Raw genomic sequence first — 20,584 nt, 5'->3', positions numbered from 1 at the left:
CCCAAACACATCCCTTACCCCCCGCACAATGGGCGAAGCAACCACCACACCCCTCGAAGAATTACTCCCCTGGCTAAACCGCATTGACACCCTGATCCAAAAAGCCCTACTCCTCGCCGAATCCCTCTACAGTCCCGATCGCGCCACCGCACCCTACCGAGGACTGCAAATCAGCCTAGAAGAAGTCGATCGCCTGCTGCAACGCCATCCCGCCGAACCCTTATTTGCCACCTGCGCCCCAGAAACCCCACCCCCTCCAGCAACATCCCGGTTAGCATGGTTGCAGCGCCAATATCAGCTTACCCCCATCGACCTGGACATCCTCGCGATCACCCTCGCTCCGGAACTCGATCGCCGCTACGAACGCCTAATAGCCTACCTGCAAGACGACGTTCGCGCCAAACAACCCAGCGTCGATCTCGCCCTCAACCTCCTCTGTCCCACCGCCGCCGACAAACTCCAACAGCGCGATCGCTTTTCCCCTGATGCCCCCCTCATCCACCACCATCTGCTGCATCTCATTTCAGATCCCAACCAACCCAACTCCACCCTTCTCGCTAAAACCCTCAAACTTGACGAACAAATCGTCCGCTTCCTCTTAGGAAACAAAGGGTTAGACTTCCGACTTGCCCCGTTTTGTCAGTTAATCCAGCCTGCTATCTCCCTGAATGACCTTTATCTAAGTGTTGAACTCAAACAGGGATTTTCGGGATTAATTCAACAGTACCAACCAACCCACAAACCCCTCAGACTCTATTTTCAGGGAAGCGATCGCGATAGCAAACGCCGCACAGCCGAAGCATTAGCAAAGGAAATCGCCGCCCCGCTTCTGATTGCAGATTTACCCCATCTCGTAACCAACAAAACGGACTTTGAGCCAAATCTCCAACTGTTATGGCGCGAAGCCGAGTTTCAAAACGCCCTCCTCTATCTTGAGAACTTAGATGTACTGCACAGTCACGAACACGCGATCGCTTACCAGTATTTGCTGTCTACTCTTGCAGACTATAAAGGTAGTGCCATCTTAGCTGGCGTACCACCCTGGATACCTGCGTCAACCGAGGCTTTAGGAATCGTGACAGTGCCGTTTACCATCCCTGATGTTACCCAGCGCCGCCTCTGTTGGCAGAATTACCTAACATCTACAGATATATCCTTAGAAGACTCTGAATTAAATGCCTTGGTAGACCGTTTTCGCCTCACTCCACACCAGATTGCCGATGCCGTTGCTACCGCTATCAATACTGCCCACTGGCAATCTCCTGTCAAATCAAAACTCCAAAATCCCAACTTGGCAGACCTATTTGCTGCCGCCCGCGCTCAATCGGGTCATCACTTAACCGGACTAGCACGGAAAATTGAGCCTAAGTATCAACTTAATGATATCATACTACCTGAAGAACAAAAAACCCAATTGCGAGAAATCTGCAATCAAGCAAAATATCGTTCTATCGTGCTGGAAAAGTGGGGATTTGACTGCCATCTGTCTCTAGGCAAAGGACTCAACGTGCTGTTTTTGGGACAGCCCGGAACCGGAAAAACAATGGCAGCCGAAGCGATCGCCCACGAATTACAACTCGACCTCTATAAAATAGATTTATCCCAAATCGTCAGCAAATATATCGGCGAAACCGAGAAAAATCTCGATCGCATCTTCACCGCCGCCGCCACTTCCAACGCCATCCTGTTATTTGACGAAGCCGATGCCATATTTGGCAAACGTTCCGAAGTTAAAGACGCGCGCGATCGCTACGCCAACATTGAAATCGGCTACCTCTTACAAAAAATGGAAGAATATGAAGGCATCGCCATTCTCACCACAAATTTAAGCAATAATATGGACGATGCCTTTACCCGGAGATTGAGTTTTATTATCGGATTTCCCTTTCCCAAGGAAGCCGAACGATACCAAATTTGGCAAAATATTTTTCCCGATTCAACCCCTCGAAGTGCAGATTTAGACTTAGAATTTATGGCGCGTCGCTTAGAGATAGCTGGCGGAAATATCCGCAATATCGCCTTAGCAGCAGCATTTCTGGCGGCGGCTGAAAAAGCGGATGTCAGTATGTCCCATCTCATTCGCGCCACGTGCCGAGAATACCAGAAAATTGGCAAGATAATTTTGGATGAAGACTTAGGCAGTTATGCGTCGAGATAAACTGTTTGCTGGGAAGCATCCCGTTTTTCATAGCAAAGTTTGTTGATAGATTCTCTAGTTTATATTTTCTCCCAACTTTTGCTCAACTTCTTGGGTTTCTTTCTCTTTCAAGTAAGTAGCAGCAGTAACAGTCAAGGTAATAGCAGCTAACCCTCTGATTACAACTTTTTGCATTTTCATGGATGGATAAAGCCGGGAGCACTCCGGCAAAACGCTTTAAAGTTGAATCAGATGATCGAACTGTTTGACCATTTTTGTAAGTTGTTGTGGTTCTTCACAATCAGCGCCGCCGAATCGTTTGAGCATGAGGTTTGCCCAAATAAAATTTATGTAAGCTGCGGCTGCTGCACACAATTGGTCTTCATCTCGTAGCTTGCGGGCGCGTAGCGCATCGCCAACCATCCAAGATTCTGACCAATCAATCGAATCAGCGTCAGAATGAATGTTGGCAGCAGGTTGTAATACCATTTTGCCAAATAAGTGCTACAATACATGAAAATTAAGAAATATTTTATGAAAGTCAACTATCAAGAAAGAATTGATTCAACAGTCAAGGAGTTAAAAATAATTTTGTCACAACAATGAACAGTAATTAACCGACAAAAAATCCCAGCACTTTATTGCTTAAAATCTGGCTATCGTCTAAGTCTGACAAAGGAATACAGGTCGATTAAAACTGAAAAATTGTTTAAGTCCCGATTGAGAGAACAAAAAAACTACCACTAATCCCACAAGCTCTAACGCATTGCAACAGATGGTTTTGAGGCTTCTTCTGAATCATGCGGGCTAAATATTCTTTATATTCAGTTTACCAAGAATCAAACAATATTTTTGAAATGTAGTGACATTAACAAAAAATGGCATTACTATAAAAGTACAACTAGCAATACCGATTCACTATGAAGATACACACTCATGAGGCTGAGCTCTATCTGGTTGGAACTATATCCTTAGCGTTATATTAAGTGCAGCTTCATAGTAAATTGGTACAAGCAATGTAAATCCTCCTTTAGATAGATGTATGGGTGCCTATCTAGAGATGTTGGCCTACACAAAGTCGCTTTTTTGAGGTTTAGGCAGTAGTAGGGAGCGGACGGGAAGTAAAAGGTATTCGATCGCATCAGGGCGCGATCACGCCTGAGTAGAAAAACCTACAGTAGCATCTACCACCGAAGTTCAAGCCTATATCTAGCAATTAGAAGAGATAAAAGCTCTACACCCGATCTCCCTCGGCAGTCCATTCAACAGCAGCATATGGAGTTACTCAATCGCCTCGCGATCACAGCTAGCCCATATGTGTAGAAGACTTGGGTCAAAAAACTATTCTGTAAAATTCAACTTTGACTAATAATGGTTCCTATAAATAAACCTGAAATCTTTGCATCCAATCCAGAACAGCAACTTATAGGCGAAGAACTTTTAACGGAGGCTGAACGACAAAAAATATTAAATGAGTGGAATAACACCACAACAGAATATCCCGACGATCGCTGTATCCACCAGCTATTTGAGGAACAGGTACAACAGACACCTGATGCCATAGCGGTCGTTTTTGAAGGAGAGCAACTCACATACCTCGAATTGAATGAAAAAGCAAATCAACTGGCACATTACCTGCAAACTCTGGGCGTAGGGCCCGAAGTATTGGTGGGAATTTGTGTAGAACGTTCCTTTGAGATGATAGTAGGACTTTTGGGTGTCCTCAAAGCCGGTGGTGCATACGTTCCTCTCGATCCAGCTTATCCCTTTGAAAGGCTGAGTTTCATGCTGGAAGACTCTTGTGTACCAGTATTGCTCACTCAGTCCAAGCTGGTCGGGAAACTTCCCCCACATTCTGCACGGGTCGTTTGTTTGGATTCTGACTGGGAAGAAATTGCTTTGCATAGCAACGAGAACCCTAGCAGCACTGTTTCCTTCAATAACCTAACCTACGTTATCTACACATCAGGGTCTACAGGAAAACCCAAAGGCGTGCAAATTTGCCACCAGTCAGTGGTCAATTTCTTAAATTTTATGCGCCAGACGCCTGGATTGACACAGCAAGATATTTTCTTGGCAGTTACTACCATATCTTTTGACATTGCCGCACTAGAACTTTACCTGCCACTAATTGTAGGAGCCAAGATAGTTTTAGCCACCTACAAAACGGCTGCTAACGGTTCGCAATTGTTGGAGAAACTAATCAAATCTGGCGCTACCGTCATGCAAGCGACGCCAGCTACTTGGCGCTTACTGTTGGCAACAGGGTGGCAAGGCACCCGGAATCTGAAAATCCTCTGTGGCGGCGAAGCCTTACCGGCAGAACTAGCCGACAGGCTGCGGAGGAGGTGTGTTGAGTTGTGGAATATGTACGGCCCGACGGAAACCACAATCTGGTCAACAGTGTACAACGTCGGGGCGAATCGGCAGGGTACCCGTACAAAAGACACCCCAGAATTGCTCGGACGCCCGATTGCTAACACTAAAATTTATATTCTTGACAGTCAAAATCAACCCGTACCCATTGGAGTGCCGGGAGAACTCCTGATTGGGGGCGTTGGTTTAGCCCGAGGTTATCTTAACCGTCCCGATTTGACTCAAGAGAAATTTATTCCTAACCCATTCAGTGACCAACCAGGCGTTCAGGAAGCGCATCCGGAACACTCTCGCCTCTACAAAACAGGGGACTTAGCTCGTTATCTCCCAGATGGCAACATTGAATATATCGGTCGTATTGACAATCAGGTAAAAATTCGAGGTTTCCGTATCGAACTTGGCGAAATTGAGGCAGTTTTGAGGCAGCACCCAGCAGTTTTAGAAACTGTGGTCGTGGCGCGACAAGATGTGGCAGACCGGAAATATCTGGTAGCCTACATTGTCCCCAGTGATGAGGGGGCGATTTCTCGCAGAAACCTGCGCGATTTTCTCAAAGAGACACTGCCCGATTACATGATACCAGGAGTGTTTGTCATGTTAGATGCCCTGCCATTAACACCTAATGGCAAGGTAGATCGTCAGACACTAAATAAATATTCTGAAACGACGCAGATCAAGGAATCAGAAACAAATATCTCTAACTTAAAAATGAATGTTGATACCCAAAACCAACATAATTATACCGGATTTAAAACTACACAATTGGACACTATTCGCTCAACCTTACGTTCTTTGGTAGCGAAGCTGCTACAAATAGAAGTTGATGAAATAGATACCTATGCCACTTTTTTAGACATGGGGACTGATTCACTTCTGATTTTAGAAGCTATGCGGAAGATTCAAATCACCTTTGGAGTTCAGGTGGAAGCTCAACAGTTTTTTGAAGAATTGGCAACTATTGAGGCTTTAGCTACTTACATCGAGCAAAATCAATCCTTGGAACGAGAGCAAAAAAGCTCTCACCAACCTAAGTTATATCCGATCGACGTAACCCAAAAGCCCACTTCAGAGTCTGGTAAATCGCCCCAGCAATTGTCTTTTCCTCAAGAACAACTGTGGTTTTTGAGCCAGTTAGACCCAAATAACGTTTCTTACAACGAACTATTCGCTCTACGATTCTTGGGCGTACTGAACATCATTGTACTAGAGCAAAGCCTGAACAAAATTGTCGCTCGCCATGCCGCTTTACGAACCAACTTTGCAACGGTGAACGGGCAGCCCGTTCAGGTCATTGCTGAAAGCTTGATTTTGACAGTACCAGTCATAGACTTAAGCAATTTACCTGCTAGTGACAGAGAAAACGAAATCCAACGATTAGCAACGGAACAAGCCCAAAAACCCTTTGACTTAGTTAGCGAACCCTTAATCCAAGCGACTTTACTTAAGCTAACAGAAACAGAACATATATTCTTGCTGAGAACTCACCACATTGTCTGGGATGGTTGGTCATTGGGCATCATGTGGCGGGAGTTAGCAGCTTTCTATAATGACTTATCGCAAGAATTACCTCCACTCCCGGCTCAGTACCCCGACTTTGCGGTTTGGCAGAGGCAAGACTTGACAGGTGAGGTATTAGACTCCCTACAAACTTATTGGCAGGAACAACTATTAAATGCACCGCCTCTGTTAGAACTGCCCACTGACCGAGTACGAGGAGTTACACAAACCTTTCGAGGAAAACATTATAAATTTGTCATTTCCCAGCCGCTTACGGAGGCTCTGAGCGGTTTAAGTCGGCGGCAAAAAGTGACTTTTTTTATGACGCTATTAGCCGCGTTTCAAACATTACTTTACCGTTATACAGGGCAAGATAATATTGTAGTCGGTTCGCCCATTGCGAATCGTGATCGCTCCGAATTTAAGGATTTGATTGGATTTTTTGTCAACACGTTAGTGCTACGCACTTGTTTATCAGGAAACCCAAGCTTTGAGGATTTACTGTCTAGGGTACGAAAAGTAACGCTCGGAGCATACGCTCATCGAGAGCTACCGTTTGAAAAATTAGTAGAATTTTTGCAGCCAGAACGGTCTTTGAGTTATACGCCACTGTTCCAGGTGATGTTCACGCTGCTCGATGAATTACCCGAAATTACAATGGAAGGCTTAAGGGTAAGTTCATTAGCAGTAGAAACTGGCATAACACACTTTGATTTGGCTTTGTTTATAGAGAAGACTTCATCGGGACTAATTGGAGAATGGGAATATAATACCGACTTGTTTGATGAGGCTACCATCGCTCGGATGTCGGGACATTACCAGACTTTGCTGGAAGGAATGGTCGCCAACCCCAAGCAGTCGATTTCAGAATTGCCCCTGTTGACCGAAACAGAACGCCACAAGCTATTAGTAGAGTGGAACAACACTTGGACTGAGTATCCCCAGGATAGGTGCATCCATCAATTGTTTGAGGTGGCTGTTGAGCGATCGCCCGACGCGGTGGCCGTAGTTTTTGAGGGGGAACAGCTCACTTATGGAGAATTGAACGCAAAAGCGAATCAGTTGGCACATTACCTGCAAGCTCTAGGTGTAGAGCCTGAAGTATTGGTGGGCATCTGTGTCGAGCGTTCTTTTGATATGATTGTGGGAATTCTGGGCGTCCTCAAAGCAGGTGGTGCCTATGTTCCGCTAGACCCAACTTATCCACAAGAGCGCTTGGGTTTCATGCTAGAGGATTCTTCTGTGTCGGTGTTGCTTACCCAAACGCAACTGATCGAGAACCTGCCTCCACACTCTGCAAGGGTCATTTGTTTGGACTCAGACTGGGAAAAAATTGCCTTCCATAGCAAGAAGAATCCTAGCAGCACAGTTACTCCCGATCACCTGGCCTATGTTATCTACACGTCAGGGTCTACAGGCAAGCCCAAGGGCGCGTTATTGGCGCATCGGGGGCTGTGTAACCTAGCCACAGCACAGATTCAGCTATTCGACGTACAGCCAAACAGTCGAGTCCTCCAGTTTGCCTCCTTTAGCTTTGATGTGGCGACTTCAGATGTGGTTATTGCGCTTACTTCTGGTGCAACTCTGTATCTAGCAACCAAGGATTCTATTTTGCCTGGATCTAGTTTGATTGAAGTGTTGCGCGATAAAGCAATCACTCACGTTGAACTGCCAGTGTCCGTTCTCAGCGTGCTTCCGTTTGAAGAGCTTCCGGCATTACGAACCATTGTTGTAGGCGGAGAAGCCTGTCCTCCTGACCTCGTGGCGCGTTGGGCTAAAGAGCATCAGCTTTTAAATGCTTACGGACCAACAGAAGCCACCGTCTGCGCCACCGTTGCCCTTTGCAGTGACGGCAATCAAAAACCCCCCATTGGGCGTCCGATCGCTAATACCCAAATATATATTCTCGACCCTCACAATCAACCCGTTCCCATCGGTGTTCCCGGAGAACTTCACATTGCTGGTGTGGGACTAGCACGAGGCTACCTCAACCGTCCCGATTTAACCGAGCAAAAGTTCATTCCTAATCCATTTAGCGACGAACCAAATTCTCGCTTATACAAAACTGGCGACTTAGCCCGCTACCTACTAAATGGCAATATCGAATTTCTCGGTCGTATTGACAATCAGGTAAAAATACGCGGCTTCCGCATCGAATTGGGCGAGATTGAGGCAGCGATCGCGCAGCATCCAGCTATAAGAGAAACTGTAGTCATAGTCAGAGAAAACGCTACAGACGACAAGCAATTAGTCGCCTATATTGTCCCATGTCAAGAGCCAGCACCCGCAATTAGTGACTTGCGCCATTTTCTTAAACAGCAATTGCCTGATTACATGATACCGAGTGCTTTTGTTGTGCTGGATAACCTACCCCTAACCCCAAATGGTAAAGTAGACCGTCGCGCCCTACCAGAACCCGAATTACGACCCGAACTGGAACTCACTTTTGTGGCCCCTCGCGTTCCTATTGAGGAGATGCTAGCCAACATCTGGGCTTCCGTTCTAGGAATTGAAAAAGTGGGGGTTCAAAACAACTTCTTTGAACTCGGTGGACATTCCTTACTAGCCACTCAAGTAATTTCCAGAGTGCGCGATACCTTTGCTGTCGAATTACCCCTACGCAGCTTGTTTGAAGCACCAACGATCGCCGGATTAGCCGAGCGAGTTGAGAATTTGCTTAAAAACGGACAATCTGTACAAGCTTTGCCTCTGGCACCTATTCCCAGATCAGGGGAGATCCCACTATCCTTCGCTCAAGCGAGATTGTGGTTCCTCGACCAATTACAACCAGAAAGTGCATTTTATAACATCCCGCTTGCGTTGCGTCTGAGCGGTCTGCTTAATATCGCGGCGCTACAGAGCAGTCTCAACGAAATTATGCAGAGGCATGAAGCCTTACGCACCAACTTCGCGACGGTAGAAGGTCAATCTGTCCAAGTTATTGCCTCAAGTCTTAATTGTCAGGTGCAAGTGGTCAACCTGTTGCACCTGTCTGAAACTGAGCGAGAAATCGAGGCGCAACGATGCGTAAATGAAGAAGCGAATCGCTCTTTTAACCTAGAGCGAGAGCCTTTATTCCGAGTTACTTTGCTACAGCTAGACCAAACAGAATACGTCTTGCTGTTCGCCATGCACCATATTATTTCTGATGGGTGGTCGCTGGGTGTATTCGTGAGAGAACTAACAGAACTTTACAAAGGCTTTTGTACTGGAAAACCTGCAAATTTACTATCGTTGCCAGTACAGTATGCCGATTTTGCGGTTTGGCAGCGGCAGTGGTTAACGGGAGAAATACTTGAAACCCAGCTTGACTACTGGAAAGAACAACTATCAGACGCTCCGACTTTATTAGAATTGCCGACTGACAGACCAAGACCGGCTGTTCAAACCTTCCGAGGAGGGTATTACCATGCAGTTTTTCCCCAGGAATTGAGCACAAAACTTACGGCGTTGAGTAAGCGAGCGGGAATTACGTTGTTTATGACCCTTTTGGGAGCGTTTCAAACATTGCTGTACCGCTTATCCGGGCAAGATGATATCGTAGTAGGGACGCCTGTAGCGGGTCGCAACCGACGGGAACTTGAAGGGCTAATCGGCTTTTTTGTCAATACCTTGGTGATGCGGACAGACCTCAGCGGCAACCCCAGTTTTGAGCAGTTACTCAATCGAGTTCGGGAAGTGGCACTACAAGCTTACGCCCATCAAGACCTGCCATTTGAGCAGTTGGTAGAGGCATTGCAACCAACGCGAGACTTAAGCTACACACCCCTGTTCCAGGTGATGTTTGCGCTTGACGATGCTTTAGTTCCTACTATGGAACTGCCCGAATTAACGGTAAGTTCTTATGCAGTGGAAATCAGTACAGCCAAGTTTGATTTGACCCTAGAAATAGAGAATACTGCTGATGGATTGGTAGGAAAATGGGAATACAATGCTGACCTGTTTGATGAGGTCACGATCGCTCGGATGGCCCGACATTTCCAGACGCTGTTGGAGGCGATCGCAGCTAATCCACAGCAACCAATTTCAGAATTACCATTGCTTACTCAACCAGAGCGACATCAACTGCTCTTTGAGTGGAACAACACTACAAAAGAATATCCCCAGGATAAGTGTATCCATCAGTTATTTGAAGAGCAGGTGGCTCTAACACCTGATGCGGTGGCACTGGTTTTTGTTGTTGGAGAACAACTCACATATAGGGAATTAAACCGACGCGCCAACAAATTAGCTCACTATCTGCAAAGCTTGGGAGTCGGGCCAGAAGTTTTAGTGGGCATCTGCGTCGAGCGTTCCTTTGACATGATTGTAGGACTGTTAGGCGTCCTCAAAGCGGGTGGTGCTTACGTCCCTATAGACCCCGCCTACCCAACAGATCGCATCGCTTATATGCTTGATGATTCACGGCTGCCAGTTTTACTGACTCAACAAAAATTAGTCGCATCGTTACCAGAGCATCAAGCACGGGTAGTCTGCTTAGACACTGATTGGCAAGAAATCTCTGTGATGCCCGAACTTTCTCCCCAAAGTGACGTGACACCGGAGAACTTAGCTTATGTTATTTACACCTCTGGTTCAACCGGAAAGCCCAAAGGAGTTCTCATTGCTCACCGAGGATTGTGCAATCTAGCGCAAGCACAAATCAAACTGTTTGATGTGCAGCCCGATAGCCGCGTTCTCCAATTGGCCTCCTTCAGCTTTGACGCTTCTATCTGGGAAATTGTCATGGCTCTGTGTTCGGGAGCACGGCTTTACCTGGGAACGCGAGAATCGCTGCAACCGGGACAACCTTTACTGCGACTATTGCAAGAGCAGGGGATTACCCATCTTACTCTTGTGCCATCAGCACTTGCTGCTCTGCCGAATGAGGAGTTGCCAGCATTGCAGAATATCATCGTCGCGGGAGAGCCATGTCCGACTTATTTAGCCGCTCAATGGGCTCTTGGACGGCGGTTCTTTAATGCTTACGGACCAACTGAATCCACTGTCTGCGCTACGGTTACACAATGTTTTGAAGGCATGGACGTGCTGCCGATTGGTCGTCCGATTGATAACACTCAAGTTTATATTCTCGACACTCAAAACCAACCCGTTCCCATCGGTGTTCCCGGAGAACTCCACATTGGTGGTGTAGGACTCGCAAAAGGTTATCTCAACCGTCCAGAGCTGACTGAAAGGAAATTTATTCCCAATCCCTTTAGCGATGAACTAGGTTCTCGCCTCTACAAAACCGGCGACTTAGCCCGCTATTTACCGGACGGCAATATTGAATTTCTCGGTCGTATCGACAACCAAGTAAAAATCCGAGGTTTCCGCATCGAACTCGGAGAAATCGAGGCTGTACTGGCAACACATCCGAACGTGCGTTCAGTGACAGCCATTGACCGAGAAGACACACCTGGAAACAAGCGCCTCGTAGTTTATCTAGTCTCTAACCTTATTCCAGAACGTGTCCCTTATCACAGTGAATGCCAACTAGAACTAAACGGTAACGCCATCACAATCCACACACAGGATATCTCCACTGGCGGCGTTGGTTTGGTGGGGGTGCCAGCTATCGAGCGAGGTGAGAGCGTCCGCGTGCATATGCAACTACCTGGAGAGAGCGAACCGCGCTGGCTTTCAGGGACAGTAGTTTGGTCACGTCCACCACAGGCGGGGATTCGCTTTCATCTTACACCGAACGAACAGGCTCAAATCGAGCAAAGCGTAGATTATCAGTTGGACACTCAAGACTTGTGGAAAACTTTACAGCGCACAGTGACTCGCAACCTGCGCGACTACCTGAAACAAAAGCTACCTGATTACATGATACCGAGCGCGTTTGTGCTGATGAAAGCGCTGCCGCTGACACCCAACGGCAAAATAGACCGTCGCGCCTTACCCGCACCAGATAACTTTCACAACGAACAGGAAGACCAATTTGTCGCCCCTGGCACCCCGACTGAAGCAAAAATGGCTGCTATCTGGGCCCAAGTCCTGGGATTAAAAAGAGTTGGCATCAACGACAACTTCTTTGAATTAGGTGGGCACTCCCTACTGGCAACTCAAATTATCTCGCGCATCGGACAAGCTTTTGCGATCGAACTTCCCCTACGGCATTTATTTGAAACACCTACCATCGCTTCTCTGGGCAAGATACTAGAAACTGAATATACTACGACATTACAAGAGCTATCGGACTATAGCATTACGACCCAGAGCTTACTACCTCTTGTCCCTACAACGCGAGAAGGGCATCTGCCACTCTCTATTCAACAAGAGTATATCTGGCACGTTCAGCAATTAAATCCGCAGAGTTGTGGCTGCAACAGTGGTGTTGCTTTACGGTTGACTTTCAAGGTTTCTTCAGCAGCATTGGAAAAAAGCATCAACGAAATTATCCGTCGCCACGAAAGCTTGCGGACTACCTTTCCTGTGGTGGAGGGTCAACCCGTGCAGGCGATCGCGCCAAAACTGACTCTACCCTTAAAGATAGTGGACTTACAAAACATACCTTCCGGCAAGCGAGAAGCTGAAGCTGTTCATTTTGCTCAACGAGAGATGAACTACCACTTTGACTTAGCTAATGGCCCATTAATTAAGACAACCTTGGTGCGGTTGTCTTCAGAAGAGCATTGGCTATTAATACCGATGCACCATATCATTACGGATGGCTGGTCAGTTGGCCTCTTTGTGGAAGAGTTAGAAACACTTTATACCGCTTTCTCAAAAGGTTTACCTTCACCTCTTCCTGAAATGCCGTTGCAGTACGCTGATTTTACTCTCTGGCAGCGCCAGCGGTTCAATGAAGAAGTCTTGGCTCGGCAGCTTAATTATTGGCTGCAAAAACTGGCTGCTCCTTTACAAACGCAAGAATACCTGCCGGAGCGAGAACCAAAGCCCAATCCTAACAGCGGTCGCGCCTCTTCTTACTCTCTAGTCTTGAGAGAAAATATTGTCGCATCTCTGGAAGACTTAAGTCGCTCCCACAGCGTTACTATCTCCACCATCATCATTGCAGCGCTGAAGCTCCTCTTGTTCAAATATCACGGGCAAAGCGAAATTATGATAGTAGCGACCATTGGCAATCGCAGCACTCCAGAAATTGAAAAGATGCTCGGTTGCTTTATCAATGATGTGATTTTACAATCGCAGCTTGACGACGAACAAACAGGAGCGGCTCTTTTAGAGCAGGTTAAACAAACTCTCAATGAAGCGATCGCCAACAAGGAGATTCCTTTACAACAAGTCATGGAAGCTGTCAAAAGCCAAAGAAAATTGACCCTTTCAGCGAGCGTTACAATAGTTCCTCCTGTAGAGGGTTCTGACGGGAAATTTGTATCTGGAATTGCATTAGGTTCGGACAAAGACGAACTGTGGGATGAGGAAATTCCCTTAGAACTTTATATTTCTTCACCTTCGGAGGAATCTAAAAGCATGGAAATTTATGTTCTTTACAGCAGAGATATGTTTGGCAGCGAAACTATCGAGCGGATGTTTAACTGCTATCAGAAAGTCCTGCAAAAGCTGGCTGAGTCACCACAAATGAAGATTGCTGCGTTTGAGGGCTTTCAAGAAAAAAATCGAGAAGGTGCCGAATGACAAAATCTCTGTCATTCCGTAAAATTCGCGTTTTTCTTATAGTCTGGTTTGGACAACTGATATCCCTCATAGGGTCAGGTCTGACAAGCTTTGCACTGGGAGTGTGGGTGTACCAGCGTACAGAGTCAGTGACCCAATTCTCTCTGATTTTGCTATCGGCTATGCTGCCCAGTATCCTGATTTCTCCGGTAGCGGGTGCCTTAGTTGACCGATGGAACCGGCGGTGGTGCATGATTCTATCTGATTCCGGCGCGGCGATAACCACAGTGGCGATCGCCTTATTACTCGCTACCGGAAGCCTTCAAATCTGGCACATCTACCTGGCTGTCAGCCTCAGTTCCATCTGCAAAGCGTTTCAGTTACCCGCTTACACTGCTTCGACCTCTTCATTAGTGCCGAAAGAATTTCTCCCTCGTGCTAGTGGTATGGTTCAATCAGCAGAAGCGTGCGCCCAGCTAATTTCACCGCTGTTGGCAGGGGTCTTGCTAGGAAGCATCCAGCTTCAAGGGATTATTTTAATTGACTTTGCCACATTCCTCTTTGCTGTAACAACTCTGTTACTCGTTCGCTTTCCTAATGTTAAAACTGCTACTGTTTCCCAAGATGAGAAACCTTCACTCTGGCGTGAAGCAATGGAAGGCTGGACTTACATTTACACTCGCCCTGGACTGTTCGCATTGCTCATTGTATTTGCCATCAATAATTTTGCACTCGGAATGATTGAGGTTTTATTCACACCTCTGGTACTTTCCTTCTCTTCAGTTACCGTTCTCGGAACGGTTCAATCCCTTGGCGGTGCAGGGATGTTAGTAGGCAGCGTAGTGATGAGTGTTTGGGGAGGGCCAAGACCCTTAATTCGTGGTGTATTTGGTTTTACCTTTCTCAGTCAACTGTGCATCTTAACATTGGGATTACGCACCGATACTGCCCTTTTCGCTCTAGCTAACTTCTTGTTTTTCTTTAGTTTACCTTTTATCAATGGTTGGTGTGATGCTATTTTGCTCCGAAAAGTTGCTCCTGATATTCAAGGCCGAGTCTTTGCCACAATTAATATGATTTGTTTCTCGTGTATTCCCCTCGCTTATGTTGTGGCTGGCCCTCTAGCGGAACGAATCTTTGAACCTCTAATGGCGGCTGATGGTTTATTAGCTGGAAGCGTCGGAAAAATCATTGGCGTGGGGCCGGGTCGAGGTATTGGCTTGCTATTTATTACGATGGAAATTGTAGCCATACTGGTAACAGTTGCTGTTTATCGATATCCGCGCTTGCGGTTTGTTGAAGATGAATTGCCAGATGTGATTTAGGGCTTGGGGAAAGCCGTGAGTGTATCGGTGTTGATTCTCAGTCGGCGTGATAGCTTCAGCATTTGCTGCTGGTGATGGTTGCGATCGCCCCTTATGCGATCGGCAGCGTAGTGGAGGGCGATGCCACGGCCCTTGTCGGTTGAAGGTGATGAGTCCCCACCACCTCATTTTTCTGATCCTCTCAAAAAACTATTCCATCACAACAAGTTGGTAACTGCTAAAAGGAGATACAGCGTATCCCTGGTTTGTAGCGTACAGTACCAACTTGTTGTAAACCTGTTTTTGAATTGCTTAGAATTGAGCAAATAAGGGTGTAGAGGGCAAGGAAAATGACACCCCGGATGGCTGGTTTTTGGCGAGAACTGAAGCCGTTCGCATCTGCACCAGAACCAGTTCCCATTCAATCAAGCCTAGTTTAATGAGCAAACTGCAAGCACCGGACAAAGAAACAACAGTCAGGTTTAGGGTGAATATGTCTGAATCTGTGCACCGTTCCACTAGAACCCTACGATGGCGCAAATGAAGCTAAATTACTATATTTGACCAACTTTATCAGCTAAGTTGTCTTTTTTTGGTTCGAGAGTCGCCGATCCAAATAGTCGAGGTAGTAAAAGCCCAGACCGAGTTTTGTAGTCGGCAAATTCAGGATATCGAGAAAGCGAAATATCTTTTTTTCTCATGTGAGTAATAAAAATAGCCGCAATAAAAGCTGCCAGAATTAAAAAAGGTAGCCAGTGCTGAACTAGCATCGCAAACGATCCGTAGATTAGGATTTCTCCTAAGTAATTCGTATTGCGCGATCTGGCAAAAAATCCTTCAGTTATTAGTCCCGAATTGTACTTAAGTGTGTAATACTTCTGGGCATCGCCAGTATAGGCGAGAAAGACACCGATAATATTTATGGAGATTGCTGCTGCTACTAACGGCAGAGGTGGTTGTGAGCCGCTGCTAATCAAAATAAAAGGTGCTATCCAATAGAGGCTAACTGACACAAAGCCTAATATTCCAGTTCCAACAGAGATTTCTTGTTCCCACTGTTTATCAGGATATATCTGGTCTTTGAGCAGCCACAACAAACCATAAGTACCGTGCAGAGCGAGATAAACCCAAGCACCCACTTGAAAATTTTGGTAAACGAACATCAGCGTCAAAATAAATGGAAAGGTGAGTGCTTTGTGCAGATTGATAAAATGTTTGGATTTCATAGCTTCTGTTAATCTCTATCTAGTAAACTCTATCTATATTACGCTTTTTTAGGTCGAGCTATTTATCACGAGCAAACTTATCAAAGTGCTTCTATTTTGCCTGATGGGGTAACAAGCAACTTGAAGCATGACCAGACTCCGAGCTTTTATTTGACAGATCCGGTTCTTAGCTTAACAGGTAAAAACCTCTCGACGGTGACTCGACGGAACCGCAGTGTTCTGCGTTTTTACTCAAACGGTTCATGCCCCATTCGCCCTCCTTGACCGTCTAGACCTGGTTCGCCCCTGGATGGGAAGAAAAGCCGGATACACTTTTATGCTTACAAAAGGGCGCATTGCCAGAAGAGATATTACCAACGCGGGGGTTACTACAATCCAAGGCGCTAAGATTGGGGATAATGAAAAAAGGATTCTTTCACTCTATCTAGAACAAATTAAAATGAGTAAACACCATTATGTTGGTAGTCCATCGCGTAATGGAAAATATATAACTTTTGTTCCTAAAGATGCGACTGACAAAAACTACCGTATCATTTTTGTGACATACATTAATAAAGTTGGGAACTTTAGGTCGGGTAAGCTTCCTGAAGTTGAGTACATAGAAAGCTGTTCGTAATAGCGATCGCCAAAATCTTAATGCCTTACTGCCAACTGCCTTTTCTTCAAACGTCCCCTGAACTCAGCTACCGCGTTAAGAAAATCCACAGATTGATGCAGCAAGGCAGTAAATGCAAGAATCTAGAATAAATAACTTGTTGCGCTAGCAGGTGTTCCCTGCCCGCAAGCGGTTGGTAAGGTTCCCAAAGCAATAGCAAAGGTTCGTAAAATGGATGAAGTCGTCAAGAAAGTAGCTGGTTTGGGTTTACCCGGTGTCATCCTGGTGGTGACGATGGCTGCGACAGGTTTTACAGGAGCTGCCGCGATTACAGCAGCTTTAGCATTTCTGGGTGGCCCCGCAGGAATGTTAGGAGGCATTGCCGTGCTAGGTTTGACAGGATTGATTGCAGATGCTCTGACAAAAGTGGGGTTGGAGGACTTGCTGACAGCGATTTATTGTCAAAGGCGCTTATCCGAACCGCACGGCAAACTTTTAGAAGAGATTGAGAAATTGTCGTTGTTTGACGGCGACATTAAGGAAAGGCTTCAAATGACGGTGACGGATGGGTGCGGTTGTGCGGCAGCGACGATCGTTACTAACATGGACGATATCACAGGCTCGGCGATCGCTATTTTACAAGCTGTTCCAGGCATGACTCCAGCACACCACAGGGATTTTAAAAGTTCCCGTCCAATAATCAGGCTCAGGGATGGGACGGCGGTTAGGGCTTGGAAGAACCCCGTCGGCGTTGACCACATTTTTTTAGCCGCTCCCGATGGCAGAATGATTTATGGCGGCTACGTGGGCTGGATTCACAGTGAGGGATTGAATCAAGCTCTTTCGCAGATAAGAAGTAACTTAACCTAAAACGGATAGGTTCGGCGATCGCAAAACCGCGTACATCGGCAATCGCAATATGGTATCGGAAACTAAACGTTTAACTTTGCTATTGCCCTTCCAAGCTGCTTAATTTTCCTTGTCGCTAAGCTTGTTATTTCCGATAAATTTCACATAGCGATCGCCTTCCTAACTCCTGAACTCCGTATCTTTCCTTTGCTACTGAGTTCGCAGTCTGTTATCTCAATATAACTCACCTAAAACGTCGGAGAATCTAGTTATTTTGTCTGACGATAAGTTACAGGGAAACCGCTCGCCAAATTGACGTTGCCATGCTTTACAGGCATCGCTCTGGCTTGTTTTCTCATGCAAGGCTCTCTCAGGCACCTCTAGGAGTATCAGTCTTATGGATTTCACCAGTCTCAAGGTCGGCCATAACTGTCGCATTCAGTTACACAAAGTATTCAAGAACCTGGCAACAGGGGGCAAAACATTGGTTGACTGCTTCCTTGGCTTCAAGAGTGCATCTGGTCGTTAAGGATAAAGATAAGTTGCTGAACTTTTTGTTTACCCTAGGCAATATGGTTGTGACAAATGAGTTAACCCATAAATTAAAATTAAACAAGTTATTTGCATCAGTTTCTAAATATTTTCTTGTAGCGTTGTAAAAAAGCAAAAATTAAAAAAATAACTTGACCGCTTATCATAATGAGTTGGTATATTTTGAATGCTAGAAACTCTAATACTGATTCTTTTTGTATTTTAACTGGCTGGGAACTGTTAAATCTGTTGTCTAAATTAATTGTCGTGTTTTGACTGCAATCCTTCACAGAGAGGTTATATTTTATTTTTTCGATAAGGAAGTCCCAACTAGCAGGGTCTAACCGAATGGCATCGTCAGCACCACTTTCTGCTAAGTATCTATCCCGATCGCCTACCATGACTTGACCACACAATTTTAAAATAACGGGAATTTGTGCGTTTTCTGGATTAGATTTTAACATTTGAACAATCTCCATCCCCTCTACTCGTCTATCATTGTATTTACCTGAATACATCTTATCGATTATAATTATATTCACTTGTTTGTTAGCTGCGATTTGCATTGCTGTTTCTACGTCAAACCCATAATATGCAACCAAATTAGATTTTAACATTAACATTCTCGCTGCCACAGTAAAATTTAACAAATTATCTCCAACCATTAAAACCTTTATTGAGTCTTTAAGCTCTTCAGGTTCATCAATCTCTGCAATGGCACAATGATTCATAGGATGAAATTTAAAAATAGCAATTATTTTTAAATTTTCATTCTGAAAACCCAGTAAATCAGAACAGACTTTTGCAGGAAGTGAGCAATAGACTAAATTCCACCGACAGGAGTTTGTATCTGGCTCACACACCAGTAATTTGACATAACAAAGCCAGAAAAAAAATCCACTACTCATTTTTTATCCTACTTAATTCGCTACTTTTATTCATAAACAAGTTGGTGCTTTTAAAGATACCTATTTAACCTTTACTTGGCTCTCAATTTTGCAACGGGTTAGTTTACGCAGTTTTAGTTTGTCCAGGGGTAACCTTACCTTTGCCCAAAATATTTAGATGTCGAGTTCTCAATTAATGCGCTCGCTTTTTATTGAAGCCAAGTATGTAACTGTTCGATCGACTAAAACATCTCATCCAATAAATCGGTAACATCTCCTTGGTCACGACCCCGGTTATCATCGTAAATCATCAGCGTGTTGAGGTTCCTGTGCCTGCTGATGAATTTCTGAACCTTCCGCACATTCCCATCCGTCGCATCCAGTGCCGCCGTGATAACTGAGTGTTGGATGCGGTGAGGGGACATCTGCTTTTTAATACTAGCTTTTTCGCTGTGACGGACAACAATCTTGGGGATACCGTCGCCGATTAACCGATGTCCCAGTTAGGAAAATCAAGCGCTGTGAATAAGGGGTCAGTTTCCCCGGCTCGAATTGGTTTAATTTCCAGCCAATCGGCGATCGCTTGAACAGTCACGGCTCCCAAGTCCACTACTTCCGACTTAGTGCCACGTCCCTTACCCCATATCCGCAAAGTCTTATTCACCGGGTCAAAGTCACGGCCACTCAATTGACTAACTTCGTTAACACGCTCAAAGTCTGGGATGAGAGAAAGTGGAGAGGCGATCGCTACTTTCATGGGAGATGGTGCCTCATTTTCCTGCGACGTTGCGCCAGATAAAGTAACAATTGTAGCTGGTGAAGCATCGGAACGACTGCATTTCTTACGCTTGCAAAATACCAAAGAACTCTAAAGTGTGAATCGGGCGATATTTAGTTTAATGGCACGGGTTTTGACACTCTTAGGGGTTGCAGACTTAACAAACCCTCAATCTGCACCTGAAAATTCTCACGGGTTGGGTCGAACGCAGCGATCGCCCCCATCGGGAAATTTCTCGTTCAAACTCTGATTGAAATAATACTGACACCAAAATTCTGCTACTTCCAACAACATGGGTACTGATTCAGCAACGATACCCGAACCCGACTGCAATCCATAACCTTCTACATATTCTCTAGCTAACTTGTAAACCCAATAGGGAAAATCTGGCTCTACGAAACACCGCAGCGCATATTCTAGCTTGAGTAAATCTCCGCTGCGGACAAAGCGCACCGTTGTCCACCTAAAATTCCGGTAGTCATCCCCTTGCACCCCATCAATGTCTCTCAATAAGCTTTTCAAAGATTGTCGGCTTTCGTTACTAGGGTTTTCTCGGTAACTGTCCATCAGTGCGATCGCTTCATCCACTAATTGTTTTTGCTGTTCCCATTCTTCATCCGTGAAATGTTCTGGACAATTCGCCAGATTAATCTGTTGCTGCACCAGTCGAGCAATGTAGAGCCCAAACTTTTCCGCAGCAACTTCATCAACACACAGACTTTTGATACTCGTCAGCCTGGTTATCGGTATGGCAAATCGAGTTTTTTCAACTTCTTGAGTGGTTTGAATCCACTTTTTGATTTTATTGGCAGTAGCACGTTGTTGGTTGTTTGGTTTCATC

At 45.6% G+C, this 20,584-nt stretch carries 11 protein-coding genes and 1 pseudogene; 6 read left to right on the top strand and 6 right to left on the bottom strand.

Annotation, left to right across the window (positions count from 1 at the left end; translation table 11 throughout):
• Nucleotides 1–28 precede the first annotated feature (28 nt).
• The gene (locus QUB70_RS07055; protein ID WP_332979258.1) at nucleotides 29–2,158 is read left to right on the top strand and encodes an ATP-binding protein; all 2,130 of its coding nucleotides are present in this window, start codon (nucleotides 29–31) and stop codon (nucleotides 2,156–2,158) included.
• Between the two features lie 216 nt (nucleotides 2,159–2,374).
• On the opposite strand, the gene QUB70_RS07050 is transcribed toward QUB70_RS07055, so the two are convergent.
• Nucleotides 2,375–2,626 (bottom strand): hypothetical protein, encoded by a 252-nt coding sequence (locus QUB70_RS07050; RefSeq protein ID WP_332979257.1) that lies wholly within the window; start codon nucleotides 2,624–2,626, stop codon nucleotides 2,375–2,377.
• 882 nt (nucleotides 2,627–3,508) lie between these two features.
• Here QUB70_RS07050 and QUB70_RS07045 point away from each other — a divergent pair.
• Nucleotides 3,509–13,594 (top strand): amino acid adenylation domain-containing protein, encoded by a 10,086-nt coding sequence (locus tag QUB70_RS07045; protein WP_332979255.1) that lies wholly within the window; start codon nucleotides 3,509–3,511, stop codon nucleotides 13,592–13,594.
• Complete coding sequence (locus QUB70_RS07040) at nucleotides 13,591–14,898, top strand: MFS transporter (protein WP_332979253.1); 1,308 nt, start codon at nucleotides 13,591–13,593, stop codon at nucleotides 14,896–14,898. Before QUB70_RS07045 ends, QUB70_RS07040 begins: the two co-directional genes overlap by 4 nt.
• Nucleotides 14,899–15,431: 533 nt before the next feature.
• Here QUB70_RS07040 and QUB70_RS07035 read toward each other — a convergent pair.
• Entirely contained in the window at nucleotides 15,432–16,103 is a 672-nt protein-coding gene (locus tag QUB70_RS07035) for a methyltransferase family protein (protein ID WP_332979251.1), read from the bottom strand.
• A gap of 289 nt (nucleotides 16,104–16,392) precedes the next feature.
• On the opposite strand from QUB70_RS07035, the gene QUB70_RS07030 reads away from it, so the two are divergent.
• The 3 genes and pseudogenes from QUB70_RS07030 to QUB70_RS32630 form a co-directional block, all read left to right on the top strand.
• On the top strand, nucleotides 16,393–16,719 hold the full coding sequence (locus QUB70_RS07030) for a hypothetical protein (RefSeq protein WP_332979250.1): 327 nt from the start codon (nucleotides 16,393–16,395) through the stop codon (nucleotides 16,717–16,719).
• A 210-nt stretch (nucleotides 16,720–16,929) separates the two neighbouring features.
• Entirely contained in the window at nucleotides 16,930–17,568 is a 639-nt protein-coding gene (locus QUB70_RS07025) for a hypothetical protein (protein ID WP_332979249.1), read from the top strand.
• 364 nt (nucleotides 17,569–17,932) lie between these two features.
• Nucleotides 17,933–18,076: pseudogene (locus QUB70_RS32630) on the top strand (transposase); the annotation flags it as partial.
• A 97-nt stretch (nucleotides 18,077–18,173) separates the two neighbouring features.
• On the opposite strand, the gene QUB70_RS07020 reads toward QUB70_RS32630, so the two are convergent.
• From QUB70_RS07020 to QUB70_RS07005, 4 genes are all read right to left on the bottom strand, one after another.
• Nucleotides 18,174–18,986: a hypothetical protein gene (locus QUB70_RS07020; protein WP_332979247.1), complete on the bottom strand. Its 813-nt coding sequence runs from the start codon at nucleotides 18,984–18,986 to the stop codon at nucleotides 18,174–18,176.
• 221 nt (nucleotides 18,987–19,207) lie between these two features.
• Nucleotides 19,208–19,390, bottom strand: a complete 183-nt coding sequence (locus tag QUB70_RS07015) for a hypothetical protein (RefSeq protein ID WP_332979245.1) — start codon at nucleotides 19,388–19,390, stop codon at nucleotides 19,208–19,210.
• 62 nt (nucleotides 19,391–19,452) lie between these two features.
• A complete protein-coding gene (locus QUB70_RS07010) occupies nucleotides 19,453–19,827 on the bottom strand; it encodes a hypothetical protein (RefSeq protein WP_332979242.1) in 375 nt (124 codons plus the stop codon).
• Between the two features lie 105 nt (nucleotides 19,828–19,932).
• Nucleotides 19,933–20,583, bottom strand: a complete 651-nt coding sequence (locus QUB70_RS07005; RefSeq protein WP_332979240.1) for a hypothetical protein — start codon at nucleotides 20,581–20,583, stop codon at nucleotides 19,933–19,935.
• Nucleotide 20,584: the final 1 nt, after the last annotated feature.

The sequence above is a fragment of the Microcoleus sp. A003_D6 genome (assembly GCF_036702825.1).
Taxonomy (GTDB): Bacteria; Cyanobacteriota; Cyanobacteriia; order Cyanobacteriales; family Microcoleaceae; genus Microcoleus.
Note: the sequence above shows the minus strand (reverse complement) of the source record. Positions and strands in the feature narration are given on the sequence as shown.

Coding starts and splice junctions, on each gene's coding strand:
- QUB70_RS07045 (WP_332979255.1), top strand. CDS start 3,509: ATGGTTCCTATAAATAAACCTGAAATCTTTGCATCCAATCCAGAACAG.
- QUB70_RS07015 (WP_332979245.1), bottom strand. CDS start 19,390: ATGTCCCCTCACCGCATCCAACACTCAGTTATCACGGCGGCACTGGAT.
- QUB70_RS07030 (WP_332979250.1), top strand. CDS start 16,393: ATGGGAAGAAAAGCCGGATACACTTTTATGCTTACAAAAGGGCGCATT.
- QUB70_RS07050 (WP_332979257.1), bottom strand. CDS start 2,626: ATGGTATTACAACCTGCTGCCAACATTCATTCTGACGCTGATTCGATT.
- QUB70_RS07025 (WP_332979249.1), top strand. CDS start 16,930: ATGGATGAAGTCGTCAAGAAAGTAGCTGGTTTGGGTTTACCCGGTGTC.
- QUB70_RS07040 (WP_332979253.1), top strand. CDS start 13,591: ATGACAAAATCTCTGTCATTCCGTAAAATTCGCGTTTTTCTTATAGTC.
- QUB70_RS07035 (WP_332979251.1), bottom strand. CDS start 16,103: ATGAAATCCAAACATTTTATCAATCTGCACAAAGCACTCACCTTTCCA.
- QUB70_RS07055 (WP_332979258.1), top strand. CDS start 29: ATGGGCGAAGCAACCACCACACCCCTCGAAGAATTACTCCCCTGGCTA.
- QUB70_RS07020 (WP_332979247.1), bottom strand. CDS start 18,986: ATGAGTAGTGGATTTTTTTTCTGGCTTTGTTATGTCAAATTACTGGTG.
- QUB70_RS07005 (WP_332979240.1), bottom strand. CDS start 20,583: ATGAAACCAAACAACCAACAACGTGCTACTGCCAATAAAATCAAAAAG.